Genomic DNA, 16,726 nt, shown 5'->3' with positions numbered 1-16,726 from the left:
TCTCTGGTTTTGAGTCCAAATAAATATCTGACGTAGTTTTATAAAGCAGTTCTCATCACGTTGTGCCTCTCCGCAGCCTCTCTTGGGTCTTTATCTACTTTCCGATTCGTTTTGTTTTAAAACCATTATTGCCCAATCGGCCCATTAGTAATTTACGTTTTTACGTTCACAGGAGAATCCTATGACTTCTTATATTCATTTCCGCTGCCCATGCTGTCATGGCTCGCAGTACCGTACCTCAGCCTTTGATATGTCTGAGAAAAACCCACTCGGCGCGAAATGCATCTTTTGCAAATCGTCGATGATTACGCTCGATCACCTGGCCGCCGCGCGTCAGGCGCAAAGCCACGTTACCGAGTACCGTAAGTAATTCGTTTCCCGAACCATAACAGTTAGCTAAATCTTCTCTTTTTCTCCTGCTGATATACACTGTCGGTCACAAGGAGAATTTGATGAAAAAATACCAGCGTCTGGCGCAACAAATTATCTCGCAGATTGAGCTTGGCGTATGGTTGCCGGGCGATAAGCTGCCTTCGCTGCGAGAGCAGGTGGCGAGCAGCGGCATGAGTTTTATGACCGTTGGCCACGCGTATCAGATGCTGGAAAGTCAGGGGCGCATTGTCGCCAGACCGCAGTCGGGCTATTATGTTGCCTCGCGCCCGACCGCACATCAGCCTGCTCCACCTGCCCAGGTAATGCGTGACGAAGTGGTGGATATTAATACCTACATCTTCGACGTCTTACAGGCCAGCCGCGACCCGTCCGTTGTTCCTTTTGCCTCCGCGTTTCCCGATCCCCGACTTTTCCCGCTGCAGCAGCTCAACCGCTCGCTGGCGAACGTCAGCAAAACCGCGACGGCGATGAGCGTGATTGAGAACCTGCCGCCGGGTAACGTCGATCTCCGCCACGCCATTGCCCGTCGCTACGCGCAGCAGGGGATGAACATCTCCCCGGAAGAGATTGTGATCACCGCAGGCGCGCTTGAAGCGCTCAATCTCAGCCTGCAGGCGGTGACCGAGCCGGGCGACTGGGTGATCGTCGAAAACCCGTGTTTCTACGGCGCGCTACAGGCGCTGGAACGCCTGAAGCTCAAAGCGTTGTCGATTGCGACGGACGTCCGCGAGGGGATTGACCTGAATGCCCTTGAACAGGCGCTGAAGGAGTACCCGGTTAAAGCCTGCTGGATCATGACCAACAGTCAGAACCCGCTTGGCTTTACGCTGAGCGCTGCGAAAAAAGCGCAGCTTGTGGCGCTGTTAACGCAGCACAACGTCCCCCTGATTGAAGACGATGTCTACAGCGAGCTCTATTTTGGCCGCGAAAAGCCGCTCCCGGCGAAAGCCTGGGATCGTCAGGACATGACGCTTCACTGCTCGTCCTTTTCAAAATGCCTGGTGGCCGGTTTTCGCATCGGCTGGGTGGCGGCAGGAAAACACGCGCGGCGCATTCAGCAGCTGCAGCTGATGAGCACGCTCTCCACCAGTTCGCCCGTGCAGCTGGCGCTGGTGGATTATCTGGCGACGAAACGCTACGACGCCCATCTGCGCCGCCTGCGGCGTACGCTCGCCGAGCGAAAACAGCAGGCCTGGCAGTCCCTTTTGCGCCATATGCCTGCCGGCGTCAAAATCCACCATAACGACAGCGGCTACTTTTTATGGCTGGAGCTTCCGGCGCAGCTGGATGCGGGGCTGCTCAGCGAACAAGCCTTAACGCACCACATCAGCATTGCTCCCGGAAAGATGTTTTCCACCTCCGACGCGTGGACACCGTTCTTCCGGTTTAATACCTCCTGGGCCTGGGGAGAGCGAGAAGAGCAGGCGGTCATTCAGTTAGGAAAATTAATTAGCACGATGCTGGAATAATCAATTCGACCTTATTTAAATAATCAATTCTTATCCTGATGACGGCGCTGCGAATATTTCGCAGTGCCCTGTCATAGGAAATCTGCATACCGTCTTTCGCGCCTAACTCCTTGTCTATAATCCAGTTAACGGGGAATGCGCCCTCTGTCACACCTTGATGAAATTTCCTGAAGCCATACGGTGCGGCGCATTTGCGCGGTCTACGTTTAATAAGGGAGATATTTTTACGGCACGGCTGCCGCTAAATTTCATTGCGACAGGAGTAACTCTTATGAGCAAACATTTTGCCCGCAGCAGCCTGTGCGCGCTCGGCATGACTATCATGACAGCGCAAGCCGCAGAACCACCAAAGGCCATCGGCGACGGGGAAGGTCGGCTGGATATTATCGCCTGGCCGGGATACATCGAACGCGGACAGACGGATAAAAATTATGACTGGGTCACCCAGTTTGAAAAAGAGACCGGGTGTGCGGTCAACGTCAAAACGGCGGCCACGTCGGATGAAATGGTCAGCCTGATGGCGAAAGGAGGATACGATCTGGTGACCGCCTCGGGTGACGCCTCCCTGCGCCTGATCATGGGCAAACGCGTCCAGCCCATTAACCCCGATCTTATCCCCAACTGGAAAACCCTAGACGGACGGATTGTGAAAGGGGAATGGTTTAACGTCGGCGGGAAAGTCTACGGCACGCCGTATCAGTGGGGGCCAAACCTGCTGATGTACAACACCAAAACCTTCCCGACGCCGCCTGACAGCTGGAGCGTGGTCTTTACTAAACAGGATCTGCCGGACGGTAAAACCAATCAGGGACGCGTGCAGGCGTATGACGGCCCGATTTATATCGCCGATGCCGCGCTGTTCGTCAAAGCCACGCAGCCGCAGTTGGGTATCAAAGACCCTTACCAGCTCACCGAAAAACAGTATGCCGCCGTGCTCAAGGTGCTTCGCGACCAGCACGCGCTGATCCACCGCTACTGGCATGACACCACCGTCCAGATGAGCGACTTCAAAAATGAAGGCGTCGTGGCCTCCAGCGCCTGGCCGTATCAGGCGAATGCGCTGAAGGCTGAGAACCAGCCCGTTGCCACCGTCTTCCCGAAAGAGGGGGTGACCGGCTGGGCGGACACCACCATGCTGCACGCGCAGGCAAAACACCCGATGTGCGCCTACAAATGGATGAACTGGTCGCTGACGCCGAAAGTGCAGGGCGATCTGGCCGCATGGTTTGGCTCCCTGCCCGTAGTTGCAGAAGGGTGTAAGGCCAGCACGCTGCTGGGTGATAAAGGCTGCGAAACAAACGGTTATAACGAGTTCGACAAAATCATGTTCTGGAAAACCCCCATCGCCGAAGGCGGCAAATTTGTCCCTTACAGCCGCTGGACGCAGGACTACATCGCCATCATGGGCGGTCGTTAATTGCCCGGGAGCAGAACATGACGTACGCGGTAGAGTTTAACAACGTTTCCCGTCTGTACGGCGACGTACGGGCGGTGGATGGGGTCACCATTGCCATTCGTGACGGAGAATTTTTCTCCATGCTGGGGCCTTCGGGCTCCGGTAAAACCACCTGCCTGCGTCTGATCGCCGGTTTCGAACAGCTGTCAGGCGGGACGATCTCTATCTTCGGCAAAGAGGCGAGCGAACTGCCCCCTTGGGAGCGGGATGTGAATACCGTCTTTCAGGACTACGCGCTGTTTCCGCATATGTCGATCCTCGACAATGTTGCCTACGGGCTGATGGTCAAAGGTATCGACAAGAAAAAACGCCATGCGCAGGCCCGTGATGCCCTGGAAAAAGTGGGCCTGAGCTTTGCCGTTGCCCGCAAACCTTCACAACTTTCCGGCGGCCAGCGGCAGCGTGTTGCCATCGCCCGGGCGCTGGTTAATGAGCCGCGCGTCCTGCTGCTGGATGAACCCTTAGGTGCGCTCGATCTCAAACTGCGTGAACAGATGCAGTTCGAGCTGAAGAAGCTTCAGCAGGAACTCGGCATCACCTTTATTTTTGTCACCCACGATCAGGGCGAAGCCCTTTCCATGTCAGACCGGGTGGCGGTGTTCAATAACGGGCGCATCGAGCAGGTGGATACCCCGCGCGATCTCTACATGCGTCCGCGCACGCCGTTTGTCGCCGGTTTTGTCGGCACTTCCAACGTATTTGACGCAGTCCTTGCGCAGAAACTATGCGGTATGGAAGGCAGCTATTCCCTGCGCCCGGAACATATTCGCCTTAATCAGGGCGGAGACGTTCAGGTTCAGGGCATCGTGCAGGCCGTTCAGTATCAGGGGGCGGCCACGCGGCTGGAGCTGAAGCTCGCGGATGGCGTCAAACTGCTGGTGAGCCAGGCTAATCTCAGTGAAACCTCGCCGCTGAGCGGGATTGCGCCGGGGCAGGCGGTGATGGCGTCGTGGTCACGCGAGGCGATGATTCGCCTGCACGAGGAGAGGTGAAATGTCTATGAGCGTTGCGCATCCTCCCGCCTCGCACGGGTGCTTAAGCCGCATGACGGCGCTGTTCTGGCGCAAACCGTCGCTTGGCCTGTTCCTGCTTCTGCTCGCGCCGCTCATGTGGTTTGGCATCGTCTATTTAGGATCGCTTCTGACCCTGCTGTGGCAAGGTTTTTACACCTTTGACGATTTCACCATGACCGTCACGCCGGATCTGACCCTGGCGAACATTCGGGCACTTTTCAACCCGGCAAACTACGACATCATACTGCGCACGTTAACGATGGCGATTGCGGTGACGATAGCCAGCGCCATCCTGGCCTTCCCGATGGCCTGGTACATGGCGCGCTACACCCGCGGCAAGTGGAAAGCGTTTTTCTATATCGCTGTGATGCTGCCGATGTGGGCGAGCTACATCGTCAAAGCCTACGCCTGGACGCTGCTGCTGGCGAAGGATGGGGTGGCGCAGTGGTTTCTCAACCATATGGGGCTGGAGCCGATCCTGACCTCACTCCTTACGCTCCCGGCGATTGGCGGCAACACCTTGTCCACCTCCGGGCTGGGACGGTTTCTGGTGTTCGTCTATATCTGGCTGCCGTTTATGATCCTGCCCGTCCAGGCGGCGTTGGAACGCCTGCCGGCCTCGCTACTGCAGGCCTCAGCCGACCTCGGCGCGCGCCCTCGGCAGACCTTTCGCTACGTCGTTCTGCCGCTGGCGATCCCGGGTATTGCCGCGGGCTCAATATTCACCTTTTCCCTGACGCTGGGGGATTTCATCGTTCCGCAGCTGGTGGGGCCGCCGGGCTACTTCATCGGTAACATGGTCTACTCACAGCAGGGCGCCATTGGCAATATGCCCATGGCCGCCGCGTTCACGCTCGTGCCCATCGTGCTGATTTCACTCTATCTGGCGTTCGTGAAACGTCTGGGAGCATTCGATGCACTCTGAACGCGCACCGCTGTTCCTGAAAGTGGCAGCCTGGGGAGGCATCATCTTCCTGCACTTCCCGCTGCTGATTATCGCGACCTATGCCTTCAATACCGAAGACGCGGCCTTCAGCTTTCCGCCGCAGGGGCTGACGCTGAAGTGGTTTAGCGTGGCGGCGGGGCGCGGCGACATTATTGAGTCCGTGACGTTGTCACTTCAGGTTGCCGCGCTCTCCACCGCGATTGCCCTCGTGCTTGGCACGCTTGCTGCAGCGGCCCTGTGGCGAAGCGAGTTTTTTGGCAAGAATGCGATCTCGCTGTTGCTGCTGTTGCCGATTGCGTTGCCGGGGATCATCACCGGTCTGGCGCTGCTCACGGCCTTCAAAACGATCGATCTGGAGCCGGGGTTTTTCACCATCGTGGTCGGACACGCCACCTTTTGCGTGGTGGTGGTGTTTAACAACGTGATTGCCCGGTTCAGACGCACCTCCTGGAGCCTGGTGGAAGCGTCGATGGATCTCGGGGCCGACGGATGGCAAACCTTCCGCTATGTGGTGCTGCCCAGTCTGGGTTCCGCGCTGCTGGCCGGGGGAATGCTGGCGTTTGCCCTGTCGTTTGACGAGATAATCGTCACAACGTTTACGGCGGGACACGAGCGCACGTTACCGCTGTGGTTGCTCAATCAGCTCGGTCGTCCGCGCGACGTGCCGGTCACCAACGTCGTAGCACTGCTGGTGATGCTGGTGACAACTATCCCCATTCTGGGAGCCTGGTGGCTAACCCGCGACGGCGAGAACATCGCCGGCAGCGGGAAATAACAGTGAATTCAACAGGAAAATGCTATGCAAACACAACTGCTGATAGAGGGAAAACTGGTAACCGGAGAGGGAGAAAAACAGCCGGTCTATAACCCGGCCACTGGAGAACTCCTGCTGGAGATTGCCGAGGCGTCAGCGGCTCAGGTCGACGCGGCGGTTCAGGCGGCCGACCGTGCTTTTGCGGAGTGGGGACAAACCACGCCGAAGACGCGCGCCGAGTGCCTGCTGAAGCTCGCGGATGCGATTGAAGCGCATGGGGAGGAGTTTGCCCGGCTCGAATCTCTCAACTGCGGGAAGCCGCTGCACTGTGCTCTGGGTGATGAAATTCCGGCGGTGGTCGACGTTTTCCGTTTCTTTGCCGGGGCCGCCCGCTGTCTGAACGGGCTGGCCGCCGGGGAGTACCTTGACGGCCACACGTCGATGATCCGCCGCGATCCGGTGGGCGTGGTTGCCTCTATTGCCCCCTGGAACTATCCGCTGATGATGGCGGCCTGGAAACTGGCCCCCGCGCTGGCGGCAGGGAACTGCGTGGTGATTAAGCCCTCAGAGATCACGCCCCTCACCGCGCTGAAGCTGGGAGAGCTGGCTAAAGATATCTTCCCGGCAGGTGTGCTGAACGTCCTGTTTGGCCGGGGGAAAACGGTGGGCGATCCGCTGACCGGGCATGAAAAAGTCCGTATGGTCTCGCTGACCGGTTCGATTGCTACCGGGGAACATATCATCGGCCATACCGCGTCCTCCATTAAACGCACCCACATGGAGCTGGGCGGTAAAGCGCCGGTTATCGTCTTTGATGATGCTGACCTGGATGCGGTTGTCGAAGGGGTGCGGACGTTTGGTTTCTACAATGCCGGACAGGACTGTACGGCGGCGTGCCGGATTTATGCCCAGAAGGGTATTTATGCCGCGCTGGTGGAAAAGCTGGGCGCAGCGGTCGCCAGCCTCAAAATGGGGGCGCCGGAGGATGACTCTACCGAACTGGGACCGCTCAGCTCGGCCGCCCATCTTTCACGCGTCTGTCAGGCGGTCGATGAGGCGAAAGCGCTCGACCACATCCGCGTTGTCACGGGCGGGAGCAAAAAAGAGGGGGCGGGCTACTACTTCCAGCCAACCCTGCTGGCGGGGGCAAAGCAGGACGACGCCATCGTTCAGCGGGAGGTGTTTGGCCCGGTGGTGAGCGTCACCGAGTTTGACGACGAGGCGCAGGTGCTGGCCTGGGCGAACGATTCGCAGTATGGCCTGGCGTCATCGGTCTGGACCAAAGACGTGGGCCGCGCCCATCGTCTGAGCGCGCGCCTGCAGTACGGCTGCACCTGGGTGAATACCCATTTTATGCTGGTGAGCGAAATGCCGCACGGCGGCATGAAATTATCCGGCTACGGCAAAGATATGTCGGTCTACGGGCTTGAGGATTATACGGTCGTGCGGCATGTCATGATCAAACACTAAGCCCGCCACGCCTGGCCGCATGCGCGGCCAGGCGTTCCCCGCGCCCGCCATGAGTGTTACGTAAGATACTCAATTGTTATTGTCCTTAATCTTTAAGTGGTTATTCTGTAACGAAAAAACTTGATCTGTATCAACATATGACGCATATTGCGTGCGGTTATTTTTTCGGCTCTGGTATACAGAATGACGTTGTATCAAAAGATGTTGGTTTTTTACGCAATCATGGCTTCCATCTGCGCATTAATTACCTGGTTCCTTTCTAAAGACCGCAAACGTATCCGCCTGCTCAGCGCTTTTCTGGTGGGGTCAACCTGGCCAATGAGCTTTCCCGTTGCGCTGCTGGTCTCGCTTTTCTGAAGCACGCTTCCATTTTTAAAAGATGAATATGGCATTCCAGATACGGTAACTGTATAAATACACAGTGAATCGTAAAAGGAGTGCTTATGAACAGTTTTTACTCGCAGCAGGCCGGTTGTACCGTGCGCTGGCAAAGACGTTAGCCGAAAGTATGGCGGAGTGAGGATGGCCCGCACTGCTGCGGGCCAAAGTATCAGCGTAATAAAGACTGCAGAGCCTTCCTGGCGCCCGGCTGAACATCATGCGGATGTTGGTAATCAATGTTCTCTATCGCGCGGCTATAGAGTGCAACCAGCCAGTCGTAAACGTACGCGGTGGCCGCATGCACGGGCTGCTCCCCCAGGCGGGTCAAACGAGGCTCCGCGCTGCTGACCACTGGCGTGACGAAGATGGCCTGACCCTTGCGGATGCGGCTTGCCGGGCGCGTCGCCACGGGCGTCTGGTCGTAACCCAGCCAGCCAATGAAATTGCCCATCACGGCATGCAGCTGTGCAGCGCTGCTTTTATCCGCTTCGACAATGCGCTGAAGCTGTTGAGGCAGATTAAGCCGGTAGCTAGTGACCACCAGCACATCCGCGATTTGCTGCAATACTGCAGACTCCAGCCCGAGGCGCGCGGCCGTGGCCTCGTTGCGGCTCCACTGACGCAGATGATTTATCCAGACTCTGTGCGCCAGACGCGCTTTGTCTTTTGTCTGGAACAGGCCGGTGCTTTCCTGCGTATTCTCGGCAAACAGGTCAATCGTGTCCGTAAACAGCCCGTTCACCTGCTCCTCGCGCGGCTGCTGAACGGCGAGCAGCGTTTCAAAGGCTTTCAGCGGCGGCAGCAGGCCTTCAAGCAGTTCGCCGTGGCGGGCGGCGCTGCTTTGCAGCGTGCGCACCATGCTTTCGGCCTGAGCGCGTCTTGTCCCCGGCTCCTCAACAAGCGGCGTCAGATAGCTTTGCATCAGCGATGAGAGCTCCTGTCGCAGCAAGCCTTTCAGCGTGCCGAGACGCTTCTGTCGCTGCCCGGGCAGCGTGGCCTGAGACAGCCATTCGATGACGCGCTGCATGCTGTGGCTGTCCAGCGCCTGCAGCGTGCCCCAGCGTAAACCCGGCTTTCCGAGCAGATGCTGTACGGCTTCATCGAGATTCTGCCGGGTGGTAAAGCGGGCGTCGTGAGGGGTAATCGCCCATACCAGCCCCGGCAGGGCCGATTCTTCAGCAGGCTGCGTCTCCTTGACCCAGTTCATTAACACTTTTGCTTTTTTGGCCGTCTGCTCGTGCTGCGCCGTCGCATTGCAAATCACCAGCACATCCGGCTGAAGCTGTTGACGGTAATGCTCGAGCAGCCACTGGGACTTCGCCTGGCGTAGCGGGTCGGCACGGTTATCTTCAAAGACCGGAATATCAATAATATCGACGTTATCCAGCGCGCCGTTCTCAACCGGCAGCACCAGCTCGCGGGTCAGCAAGGCCAGCACGTCGACGGGGATGCTGATGGCGTTTAGCATTTCACCGCTATTCAGCGGATGAAGCAGCGTCTCCTGCGCGTCCTGGAGATCTAACGTGCCGTCGTGCGTCAGGAAACCATCACCCGGCAGGCCAAAGCTGTCCACCAGCAGGCTAAGCGGGGCAGCAAGCTCCCCGGCATGGCTGGTCTGGTGCAGCACATGTGCCAGTTTTAACCACTGCTGGGTCAACTCCTGCTGCTCGCCCCACAGCAGTGACCAGACGCTGGCCCGCGTGCTGAGATCGAGAGAAGGCACCAGCCGGGCGAACTCATGCCACAGGGCATCATCAATTTGCTGCTTAGCGGCGGGTACGGTGCTTTGCCAGAAGCGGGCTATCGCCCCCACTTCCTGAGCCGTGATGCCGGGCACGCCCTGCGGCTGGCGCAGCCCGCGCCATTTGTCCAGACGTGTCTCAATGACCGCCTTATCCACCGCGCGCATCTGCGGATGCAGCGTCGTGCGGGCAATAAACAGCTGTACCAACTCGGCCTCGGTGACCAGGCTCAGACGCAGCGGGAACGCCTCATCCGCCACCTCCGTGTTTTCACGGGTAAAGCGGATGGCCATGTTGGTCAGGGCATGTCCCGGATTGATATGCGAAAAATAGTCAAAGGTGCGCTGGCCCGGCGTTACGTTCAGGCGTCCATTACCGCTGCCGCACAGGGATAACAGCAGATGGGCTTTCGCACTCTGCGAATGACCGTAAAGCCCAATGCTGCTCTGGCGGGTCATGGCGCGTTCAATGGCCTGTTCCCGCGCCTGCGCCGCGTTGATGCGAGCAAGCAGGGCGTCAGCATCGTTATCCAGCACAGGGGCGTTCAGGCGCGTCTCATTAATCCACCCGATTAAGGCCTGAGTGGTGGTCGTCGTCGCTGTCATTTCAGGTATACGCTCCCGCTGTCGATCCAGTAGTGGCTACCGCTGTGTCGGCGATCGGCCAAGGTATTCAGTTTGAAGGTTAATGCGTCAGGGGCAACCGGCGTGCCGTCCTGCAGCCAGGCATCGCTCAGCTCGAAGGCCTCAGGGCCTTCCTGCTTGCTGCCGCCGCAGAGCTTCAGCCGCACGTTCAGCACGCCGTCACCGGCAATGGCTTTCGCCAGTTCAGCCGAGTTGATGCTAAGCGTGTAGAGCGGCGTGGCGGGCCAGCGCGCGTTCGCCAGCTGGCGGAAGCCGAGGGTAACGTTACCGCGCAGTGGGAAGTACAGACGCGCGTCGAGCTTCGCGCCCGGCTTATCGAGGTCGATATCTTGATACCAGACGTTTTCCTCGCGCAGGGTATTAACAGTGTTATCCAGCACGCCGAGATACCGCACGGTGGAATACGCGCCAATGTCCGCGGCTTTAAAGTTGAAGCGCGGCAGACGCAAGTCGAGCGCCAGGCTGCAGAGCATAGCCCCCACGGCGGCCGTTGATTTCGGGTTGCCAATGCGCCCTTGTTGGCTGAACGGATACCACTCGTGCACCTGGTATTTATCCAGCCAGACGATGCGGTTGACCGGCACCGGCTGCAGATGACGAATCAGCGCCTGAACGCCAGGCAGGCAGCCGGGGCGTCCGGTGATCAGCAGAACATCGCAGCTATAATGGGATATCGCCTCGCACACTGCGTGGAGCGGCGAGGCCAGCGTAAATTGCCCGGCCAGCATCGCATCCTGCATTTCGCGGAAATTCACGTGCAGCGGCACCGCGAACAGGTCAAACGCGTCTGAACCCGCAGGCAGGGCATGGTCGATCGCCTGCTGCAGATAGTTCATGACGTTGCGCGTCGGTTTCTGCGCCAGGAGATCGCCAAAGGTGGCATGCAGACCGGCCAGCGGATCGTCAACGTCGCTCGATTCCCACGCGGCAAGAATGGCGTGGCCAATCGGCATAAACAGCTGAAGCGCCGTTTGCTGACGGAGTACCGCCTGGGTATCGATACGCCCGGAGTCGCCGAACAGCGACGCCATCAGCAGCGAGGCGTCCGCGATACCGGATTTCTGCAGCTGCGTTTGCAGCGCGGGCAACACGTAGCGCTGAATCACGTCCAGAAGCGTATCGTCGCCAGCGACTTTGAAGCCTTCACGGAACAGCAGCTGCGGGGTGATTTTGACGTTATTGCCAGAACCGTCATCCAGCTGATAATGGGTGATCGCCATATCCGTTGTGCCGCCGCCGATGTCGATGGACGCGACGCGCAGCGCGCGGCCCGGCTGGCTACCCGGCTCAGGCTCACGGTCCGGGCGGGCCAGGGAGGCGAAGAAGGCTTCGGTCTGACCGCCAAAGCGGGAGATCGCTTCGTTATACAGCCAGACCAGCTGACCGCAGCTGGCTTCATCCCACTCCATCTGGATTACAGGAACCGGCACCACGCTTTTATCCTGCTGTTTGCGGGTAACAAAATCCTCATCCTGCGGGTGCCAGCCCATCGCTTTCCACACGATGGCGATGGCTTCAAACATGCGGCGACGGAAAATCTCGCGCTCCTGCTTGGGCATGGCCGAGGGCAGGGTCAGGATCAGGGTGCGCAGCTGGCGCGGCGACGCCGGGAAGCCCAGACGCAGGCGCGTGGCGACGCTGTTGATCTGCCCCAGCGCCTGCGCCAGCAGCTCGCACAGCATGTGCGTCATCAGCGTACTGCGGCTGTACTGCGGCGAGAAGACCGGCAGCCGCTCGTCCTGCGGCAGCGTGAAGAGCGGCTCGCCGTCATCGTTCATCAGGTTCATCAGCGGGAACGCGGTGGCAAGCGGCTCACGCTGGGTTTTGCTGTTCATCTGGCTAAAGCGCCAGTCCTGCACGACCGGCGTTTCATCCCACAGGTAGCGACGCGGGCTGGAGATGCCGCTGTTGCCTTCTGTTCCCAGACGCTGCATCGCCAGCTTGCGGGCTTCATCGCCCACGCGAACAATCGACGGCCAGACAAAGGCATCTTCGCGACCGCTTTCAACCGAGAAGTGCTGCTTGCCGAAGCGCGCCTCCGAAAACTCGAGACGGCTGGTGAACAGCGGCGCATTCAGGAACTGCGGCTCGCTGAGCGAGCGGACCTGCAGCTCGGCGGTCTGGCGCAGGCCATCGTTGGCGTCGCCGTGGTCTTCAATAATGACGCCGCAGGTGTGGGTATTGCCCACGTCGAGGATCAGGTCGACCGGAATGGCTGGCGTGCTGAGCGTATGGGTAACAAATTTCACCTCCGGCACGGTGAGCTGTTCACCGAGCATGGTCAGCAGGTTAAGCCAGTGGGCCTGATATTCAAACCCGCGCATCGCCTGCTGGAGATCGCGTTCTGAGCGGTTTTCAACGCCGTCGGCATACTGGGTAAATGCCTCGCGCAGCCAGCCGTCAATCCAGGTCTGGTCGAGGAAATTTTCAACTTCGTTGTCTCGCCAGGCCAGCGCGAATCGGGTCCCGTTCAGAATATCGTTTTCAACCGGGGACAGGGCGGACGTGGCGTGTTCGGCTATCTGGCTGTCAAGGGCGAGCGTGACGCGGTGCGTATTGCCCGCCGTGTCGGGTGTATCCAGCCTGCGCACCTGAACGCGGGCCCAGTTATCCGGCCCCTCAACGAAGGTCCGCGGTGGGTTGAAGCGCAGAAACGGAACCGGGAGCCAGACGCCGTCCAGCACCGCCAGGGACTGATGCAGCGGGAGGGTGGTTTCCGGTTTAACCACTTCAGGCTGGCCGCCGTTCGTCCCAGGCACGGTATAGCGCCCGTTAACCAGGTCGAAATCGAGCCGCAGCAGCGGGCCGTTCGCGGTTTTACGTACGAAGCGCCCGTTGCTGGCGGTGTCCTGCGGCGTCAGACCGAAATCAAGGAACTGCACGCCGCTGTTGGCAATAAGCGTGACGCTTTGTTTATAGTCGCAAAGATTAACCAGCATAGGATCAGGCACCTGCTTTCTTGAACGTCAGGGGAACGACGGTATTGGCATCATAACGGGCGCGACATTCTGCGATATCGCTGGCGCCTGCTTTACAGGCAACCTCCGGCATCGGGTAGCGGGAGCCGTCGGTGCAGCGGGCAGTACCGCGACTTTTAATCATCAGCTCGCCGTTGCTGTGCAGGCCGGAGAACACTTCCGCGCGGCAGACAACGTTGTCGCCATGGACAACCCGGGCGAAGCCTTTATTGTTCTGGATCTGATAGCGCATTGACGGCGGCTTGCCTGTGACCGGATCTTTCACGTCGAGAACCGCACGCCAGGTACCGTTCAGGAAACGCGTCGATCCCGCTTTTACCTGATTCGCTTCCATCACCATGGCGTCTTTCGGGATGGCGACAATCACCACCGGGGCAGGCTGTGGCGCAGGCGCAGGCTCTTTTTCTTTGCTTGCCAGGACCTCTGCCTGATGCAGCGGTAGTTTCATGGCCAGCGGCTCAACCGCTTTGATCGGCTTTGGTGCAATCTCTACGGGCTGAGGTGCGGGCGCCGGGGCGGTCTCAGCGGAAGGGGACTGTTTTGGCCACAGCAGCGGGGCGGCAACGGCGGCAACGATCGCGACGGCAACCGGCAGCGTCCACAGGGGAACGCGACGTTTTTTCACGACTATCGGCACAGCCGGTTCCTGAACGGGTTGCGCAACGGCCGATGCCGGCTCCGGCTCATACAGTTCTTCCGGCGTGATGCGCACCACCGTGGAAGGGGCGATCAGCGGCTCGTCGGCGTGTTCAAAGGCCACAACCGGTTCTGGCTCAGGCTCGGGTTCAGGATCTTCAATCACAACGGGGGCGGGCTCAGGGACCAGCGATTCACGCAGGCAGTCGAGGACATCGTCGCGCGCATTTTCGTTCAGGTTTACAAACCCCCAGAAGCTGATGACCGGCTTTCCGTCCACCAGGAAGAGGAAGTTTTCACCCGGGAACTGAAACGCCTTTGACAGCAGAGAGCCAAAAAGCTGCTGCGCGGTTTTGGGCGACTGGAGGCATTTCTTGCTTAATGACTCGACGCTGGCGAGCGTGTTTTCCAGGTAGCGCAGGGCGCGATAACGGTCATCCTCATCGGCCGCTTTCCAGCTGGTTACGCTCCCTTCAACAGGAGAATACCAGTCCACGCGGTCACCGCTGTCGTTGACCTGAGGAATAGCCAGACAGTCGACGATGGCCTGTTGTTTGCGCAACCGGAGCGCTTCCCGGATTTGTAACGCTGATTCAAAAACGGCTTGTCCGCCGCCGCCAACGGCCTGAAAGTCATCCAGGTTACCGCTGCGTAAAAGAGTTTTTGCCACGATTTGATCCCATATACTTCTTCACACCATTACTTTAACGAAACGAGGAAGCAACCAAACGGGGGAAGAGACGCTAAAAGGGCCGATTTCTTGCGGCATAGAAACTGACGGTTGTGCTTGACGAATAACGGCCCTTAAGGCAAATCACCTTTTCGGGCGCTGGCTGTTAAAACAGCAAAAAACGCGGCTTTAGAATAACCTGATAGTGTTTCGTTATTTGCCAGGTCATATCGCCTGTGCTGTTATTACTGTCTTATATAATAAAACTGTCAGGGTTATAACCATGTCTACAGGGAAAACACTGCTCGCCCTCGCGCTGAGCACTCTTTTACCAGCCGGTGCCGCATGGGCGGCGAACAACGACACCCTTATTTACTGTTCTGAAGCGTCCCCCGAGTCCTTCAACCCGCAAATCGCCAGCTCTGGCCCGTCTTTCGTGGCCAGCTCTCAGGTACTGTACAACCGCCTGATCAATTTCGACCCGGTAAAAAACACCCCGGTACCGTCGCTGGCGGAGTCCTGGACGATTTCACCGGACGGTAAGACGTATACCTTTGCCCTGCGCAAAGGGGTGAAGTTCAACAGCAATAAATACTTCAAACCGACGCGCGACTTTAATGCCGATGACGTTATTTTCTCGGTTATGCGTCAGAAAGACCCTAAACACCCGTATCACAACGTGTCGCAGGGCAACTACGAATACTTTAACGATGTCGGGCTCGATAAGCTGATTCAGGACGTGAAAAAGGTCGATGATTATCACGTTCAGTTCACCCTCAGCGAGCCCAACGCCGCGTTTCTGGCCGACTGGGGGATGGATTTCGCCTCTATTCTCTCCGCCGAATACGCCGACGCGATGCTGAAAAAAGGCACGCCTGAAAACGTAGACACCTGGCCGATTGGTACCGGGCCTTATGTCCTGCAGCAGTACAAGGTGGATTCGTTGATTCGCTATGTTGCTAACCCGAACTACTGGGATGGCGCGGTGCCGACCAAACACCTGATCTTCTCCATTACCCCTAACGTGGAGACCCGTCTGGCGAAGCTGCAGACCAACGAGTGTCAAATCATTCCTGCACCGTCCCCGGTTCAGTTTGACGTGATTAAAAAGAACAAAGATTTGACGCTGCACTCTGTCGATGCGCTGAACGTCGGCTATCTGGCGTTTAACACCGAGAAAAAACCGTTTGATAACGTGCTGGTGCGCCAGGCGCTTAACTACGCGACCGACAAGAAGGCTATCGTCAATGCGGTCTTTATGGGTTCCGGTACGGTGGCAAAATCGCCGATCCCGCCAAATATGCTGGGCTTTAATAAAGACCTGAAAGACTACAGCTACGATCCAGAAAAAGCGAAAGCGCTGCTGAAGCAGGCGGGGCTGGAGAAGGGGGCGGAAGTCACGCTGTGGTCAATGCCGGTTCAGCGTCCGTATAACCCGAACTCGCGTCGTATCGCGGAGATGATCCAGAGCGACTGGGCGAAAGTCGGCGTGAAGGCCAAAATTGTCTCTTACGAGTGGGGCGAATATCTCTCCGGGATGCGTAAAGGCGAACATGACTCCGCGCTGTTTGGCTGGATGTCCGATAACGGCGACCCGGACAACTTTGCCGACGTGCTGCTGGGCTGCAACAGCATTAAAACTGGATCAAACGCCGCGCGCTGGTGCGATAAGGGTTATGATGCGCTGGTTCAAAAAGCGAAGCTGACCAGCAGCCCGGCCGAGCGTGCGAAACTCTACGGCCAGGCACAGGAGATTTTCTACCAGCAGGCGCCGTGGATCGCACTGGCAAACGGGAAAACGTTCTATGCGACCCGCAGCAACGTGACGGGATACAGCGTGAGCCTGATGGGCAGCGATTTCTCTAAGGCGAAGCTGAACTAAGCGTTTTATTGCCCGGTACGGCGTAGCGCCACCGGGCTCATAACAAGGAGTGACAATGTCACATTTAAACGACGTTACCGCCCTGGTGGATGCCGCCATTGAAGAGGGCGTCATTACCCATATGAATGAACTGCTGATCGAATTAAGCGATGATGCAGAGCTGAGCCGGGAAGATCGCTATACCCAGCAGCAGCGCCTGCGTACCGCGATTTCGCATCACGGCAAGCAGCATAAAGAAGAGATAGACGCGCGTGAGGAACAACTGACCAAAGGCGGCACCATACTGTAACGT

At 58.2% G+C, this 16,726-nt stretch carries 13 protein-coding genes; 10 read left to right on the top strand and 3 right to left on the bottom strand.

All coding sequences use genetic code 11. From position 1 onward, the window contains the following. Positions 1 to 181: 181 nt before the first annotated feature. The 8 genes from NUX24_RS19860 (at position 182) to NUX24_RS19825 (ending at position 7,858) form a co-directional block, all read left to right on the top strand. The gene (locus NUX24_RS19860) at positions 182 to 370 is read left to right on the top strand and encodes a cold-shock protein (RefSeq protein ID WP_257833630.1); all 189 of its coding nucleotides are present in this window, start codon (positions 182 to 184) and stop codon (positions 368 to 370) included. Positions 371 to 452: 82 nt separating this feature from the next. After that, the gene (locus NUX24_RS19855; RefSeq protein WP_126328640.1) at positions 453 to 1,862 is read left to right on the top strand and encodes a PLP-dependent aminotransferase family protein; all 1,410 of its coding nucleotides are present in this window, start codon (positions 453 to 455) and stop codon (positions 1,860 to 1,862) included. A gap of 271 nt (positions 1,863 to 2,133) precedes the next feature. After that, positions 2,134 to 3,279 carry a putative ABC transporter substrate-binding protein YdcS gene (gene ydcS, locus NUX24_RS19850; protein ID WP_126328639.1) on the top strand — a complete coding sequence of 382 codons (1,146 nt, stop codon included), beginning with the start codon at positions 2,134 to 2,136 and terminating at the stop codon, positions 3,277 to 3,279. Positions 3,280 to 3,296: 17 nt separating this feature from the next. Further along, complete coding sequence (locus tag NUX24_RS19845) at positions 3,297 to 4,310, top strand: ABC transporter ATP-binding protein (protein WP_257833627.1); 1,014 nt, start codon at positions 3,297 to 3,299, stop codon at positions 4,308 to 4,310. Between the two features lies 1 nt (position 4,311). After that, positions 4,312 to 5,256: an ABC transporter permease gene (locus NUX24_RS19840; RefSeq protein WP_257833625.1), complete on the top strand. Its 945-nt coding sequence runs from the start codon at positions 4,312 to 4,314 to the stop codon at positions 5,254 to 5,256. Beyond that, a complete protein-coding gene (locus tag NUX24_RS19835) occupies positions 5,246 to 6,052 on the top strand; it encodes an ABC transporter permease (protein ID WP_257833623.1) in 807 nt (268 codons plus the stop codon). The genes NUX24_RS19840 and NUX24_RS19835 overlap by 11 nt, the downstream gene beginning before the upstream one ends. Before the next feature lie 24 nt (positions 6,053 to 6,076). Further along, positions 6,077 to 7,501: an aminobutyraldehyde dehydrogenase gene (patD, locus tag NUX24_RS19830; protein WP_257833621.1), complete on the top strand. Its 1,425-nt coding sequence runs from the start codon at positions 6,077 to 6,079 to the stop codon at positions 7,499 to 7,501. Between the two features lie 183 nt (positions 7,502 to 7,684). Beyond that, a complete protein-coding gene (locus NUX24_RS19825; RefSeq protein ID WP_013096478.1) occupies positions 7,685 to 7,858 on the top strand; it encodes a GhoT/OrtT family toxin in 174 nt (57 codons plus the stop codon). Positions 7,859 to 8,051: 193 nt separating this feature from the next. Here the strand turns inward: NUX24_RS19825 and NUX24_RS19820 are convergent, their stop codons facing one another. Genes NUX24_RS19820 through NUX24_RS19810 form a run of 3 tightly spaced genes read right to left on the bottom strand, consistent with a single transcriptional unit; the run spans position 8,052 to position 14,552 of the window. Beyond that, positions 8,052 to 10,229 (bottom strand): virulence factor SrfC family protein, encoded by a 2,178-nt coding sequence (locus tag NUX24_RS19820; RefSeq protein ID WP_257833617.1) that lies wholly within the window; start codon positions 10,227 to 10,229, stop codon positions 8,052 to 8,054. Further along, positions 10,226 to 13,207 (bottom strand): virulence factor SrfB, encoded by a 2,982-nt coding sequence (locus NUX24_RS19815; RefSeq protein WP_257833616.1) that lies wholly within the window; start codon positions 13,205 to 13,207, stop codon positions 10,226 to 10,228. The genes NUX24_RS19820 and NUX24_RS19815 overlap by 4 nt, the downstream gene beginning before the upstream one ends. 4 nt (positions 13,208 to 13,211) lie before the next feature. Next, positions 13,212 to 14,552 (bottom strand): SrfA family protein, encoded by a 1,341-nt coding sequence (locus tag NUX24_RS19810; RefSeq protein ID WP_257833614.1) that lies wholly within the window; start codon positions 14,550 to 14,552, stop codon positions 13,212 to 13,214. A gap of 283 nt (positions 14,553 to 14,835) precedes the next feature. On the opposite strand from NUX24_RS19810, the gene NUX24_RS19805 reads away from it, so the two are divergent. Both NUX24_RS19805 and NUX24_RS19800 read left to right on the top strand, forming a co-directional pair. Next, on the top strand, positions 14,836 to 16,434 hold the full coding sequence (locus tag NUX24_RS19805; RefSeq protein ID WP_126328631.1) for an ABC transporter substrate-binding protein: 1,599 nt from the start codon (positions 14,836 to 14,838) through the stop codon (positions 16,432 to 16,434). A 55-nt stretch (positions 16,435 to 16,489) separates the two neighbouring features. Next, the gene (locus tag NUX24_RS19800) at positions 16,490 to 16,723 is read left to right on the top strand and encodes a YdcY family protein (protein ID WP_047651056.1); all 234 of its coding nucleotides are present in this window, start codon (positions 16,490 to 16,492) and stop codon (positions 16,721 to 16,723) included. Positions 16,724 to 16,726 lie beyond the last annotated feature (3 nt).

This window comes from Enterobacter sp. HG048, assembly GCF_024702055.1.
GTDB lineage: Bacteria > Pseudomonadota > Gammaproteobacteria > Enterobacterales > Enterobacteriaceae > Enterobacter > Enterobacter dykesii.
This window is presented reverse-complemented; position numbering and strand designations above follow the sequence as displayed.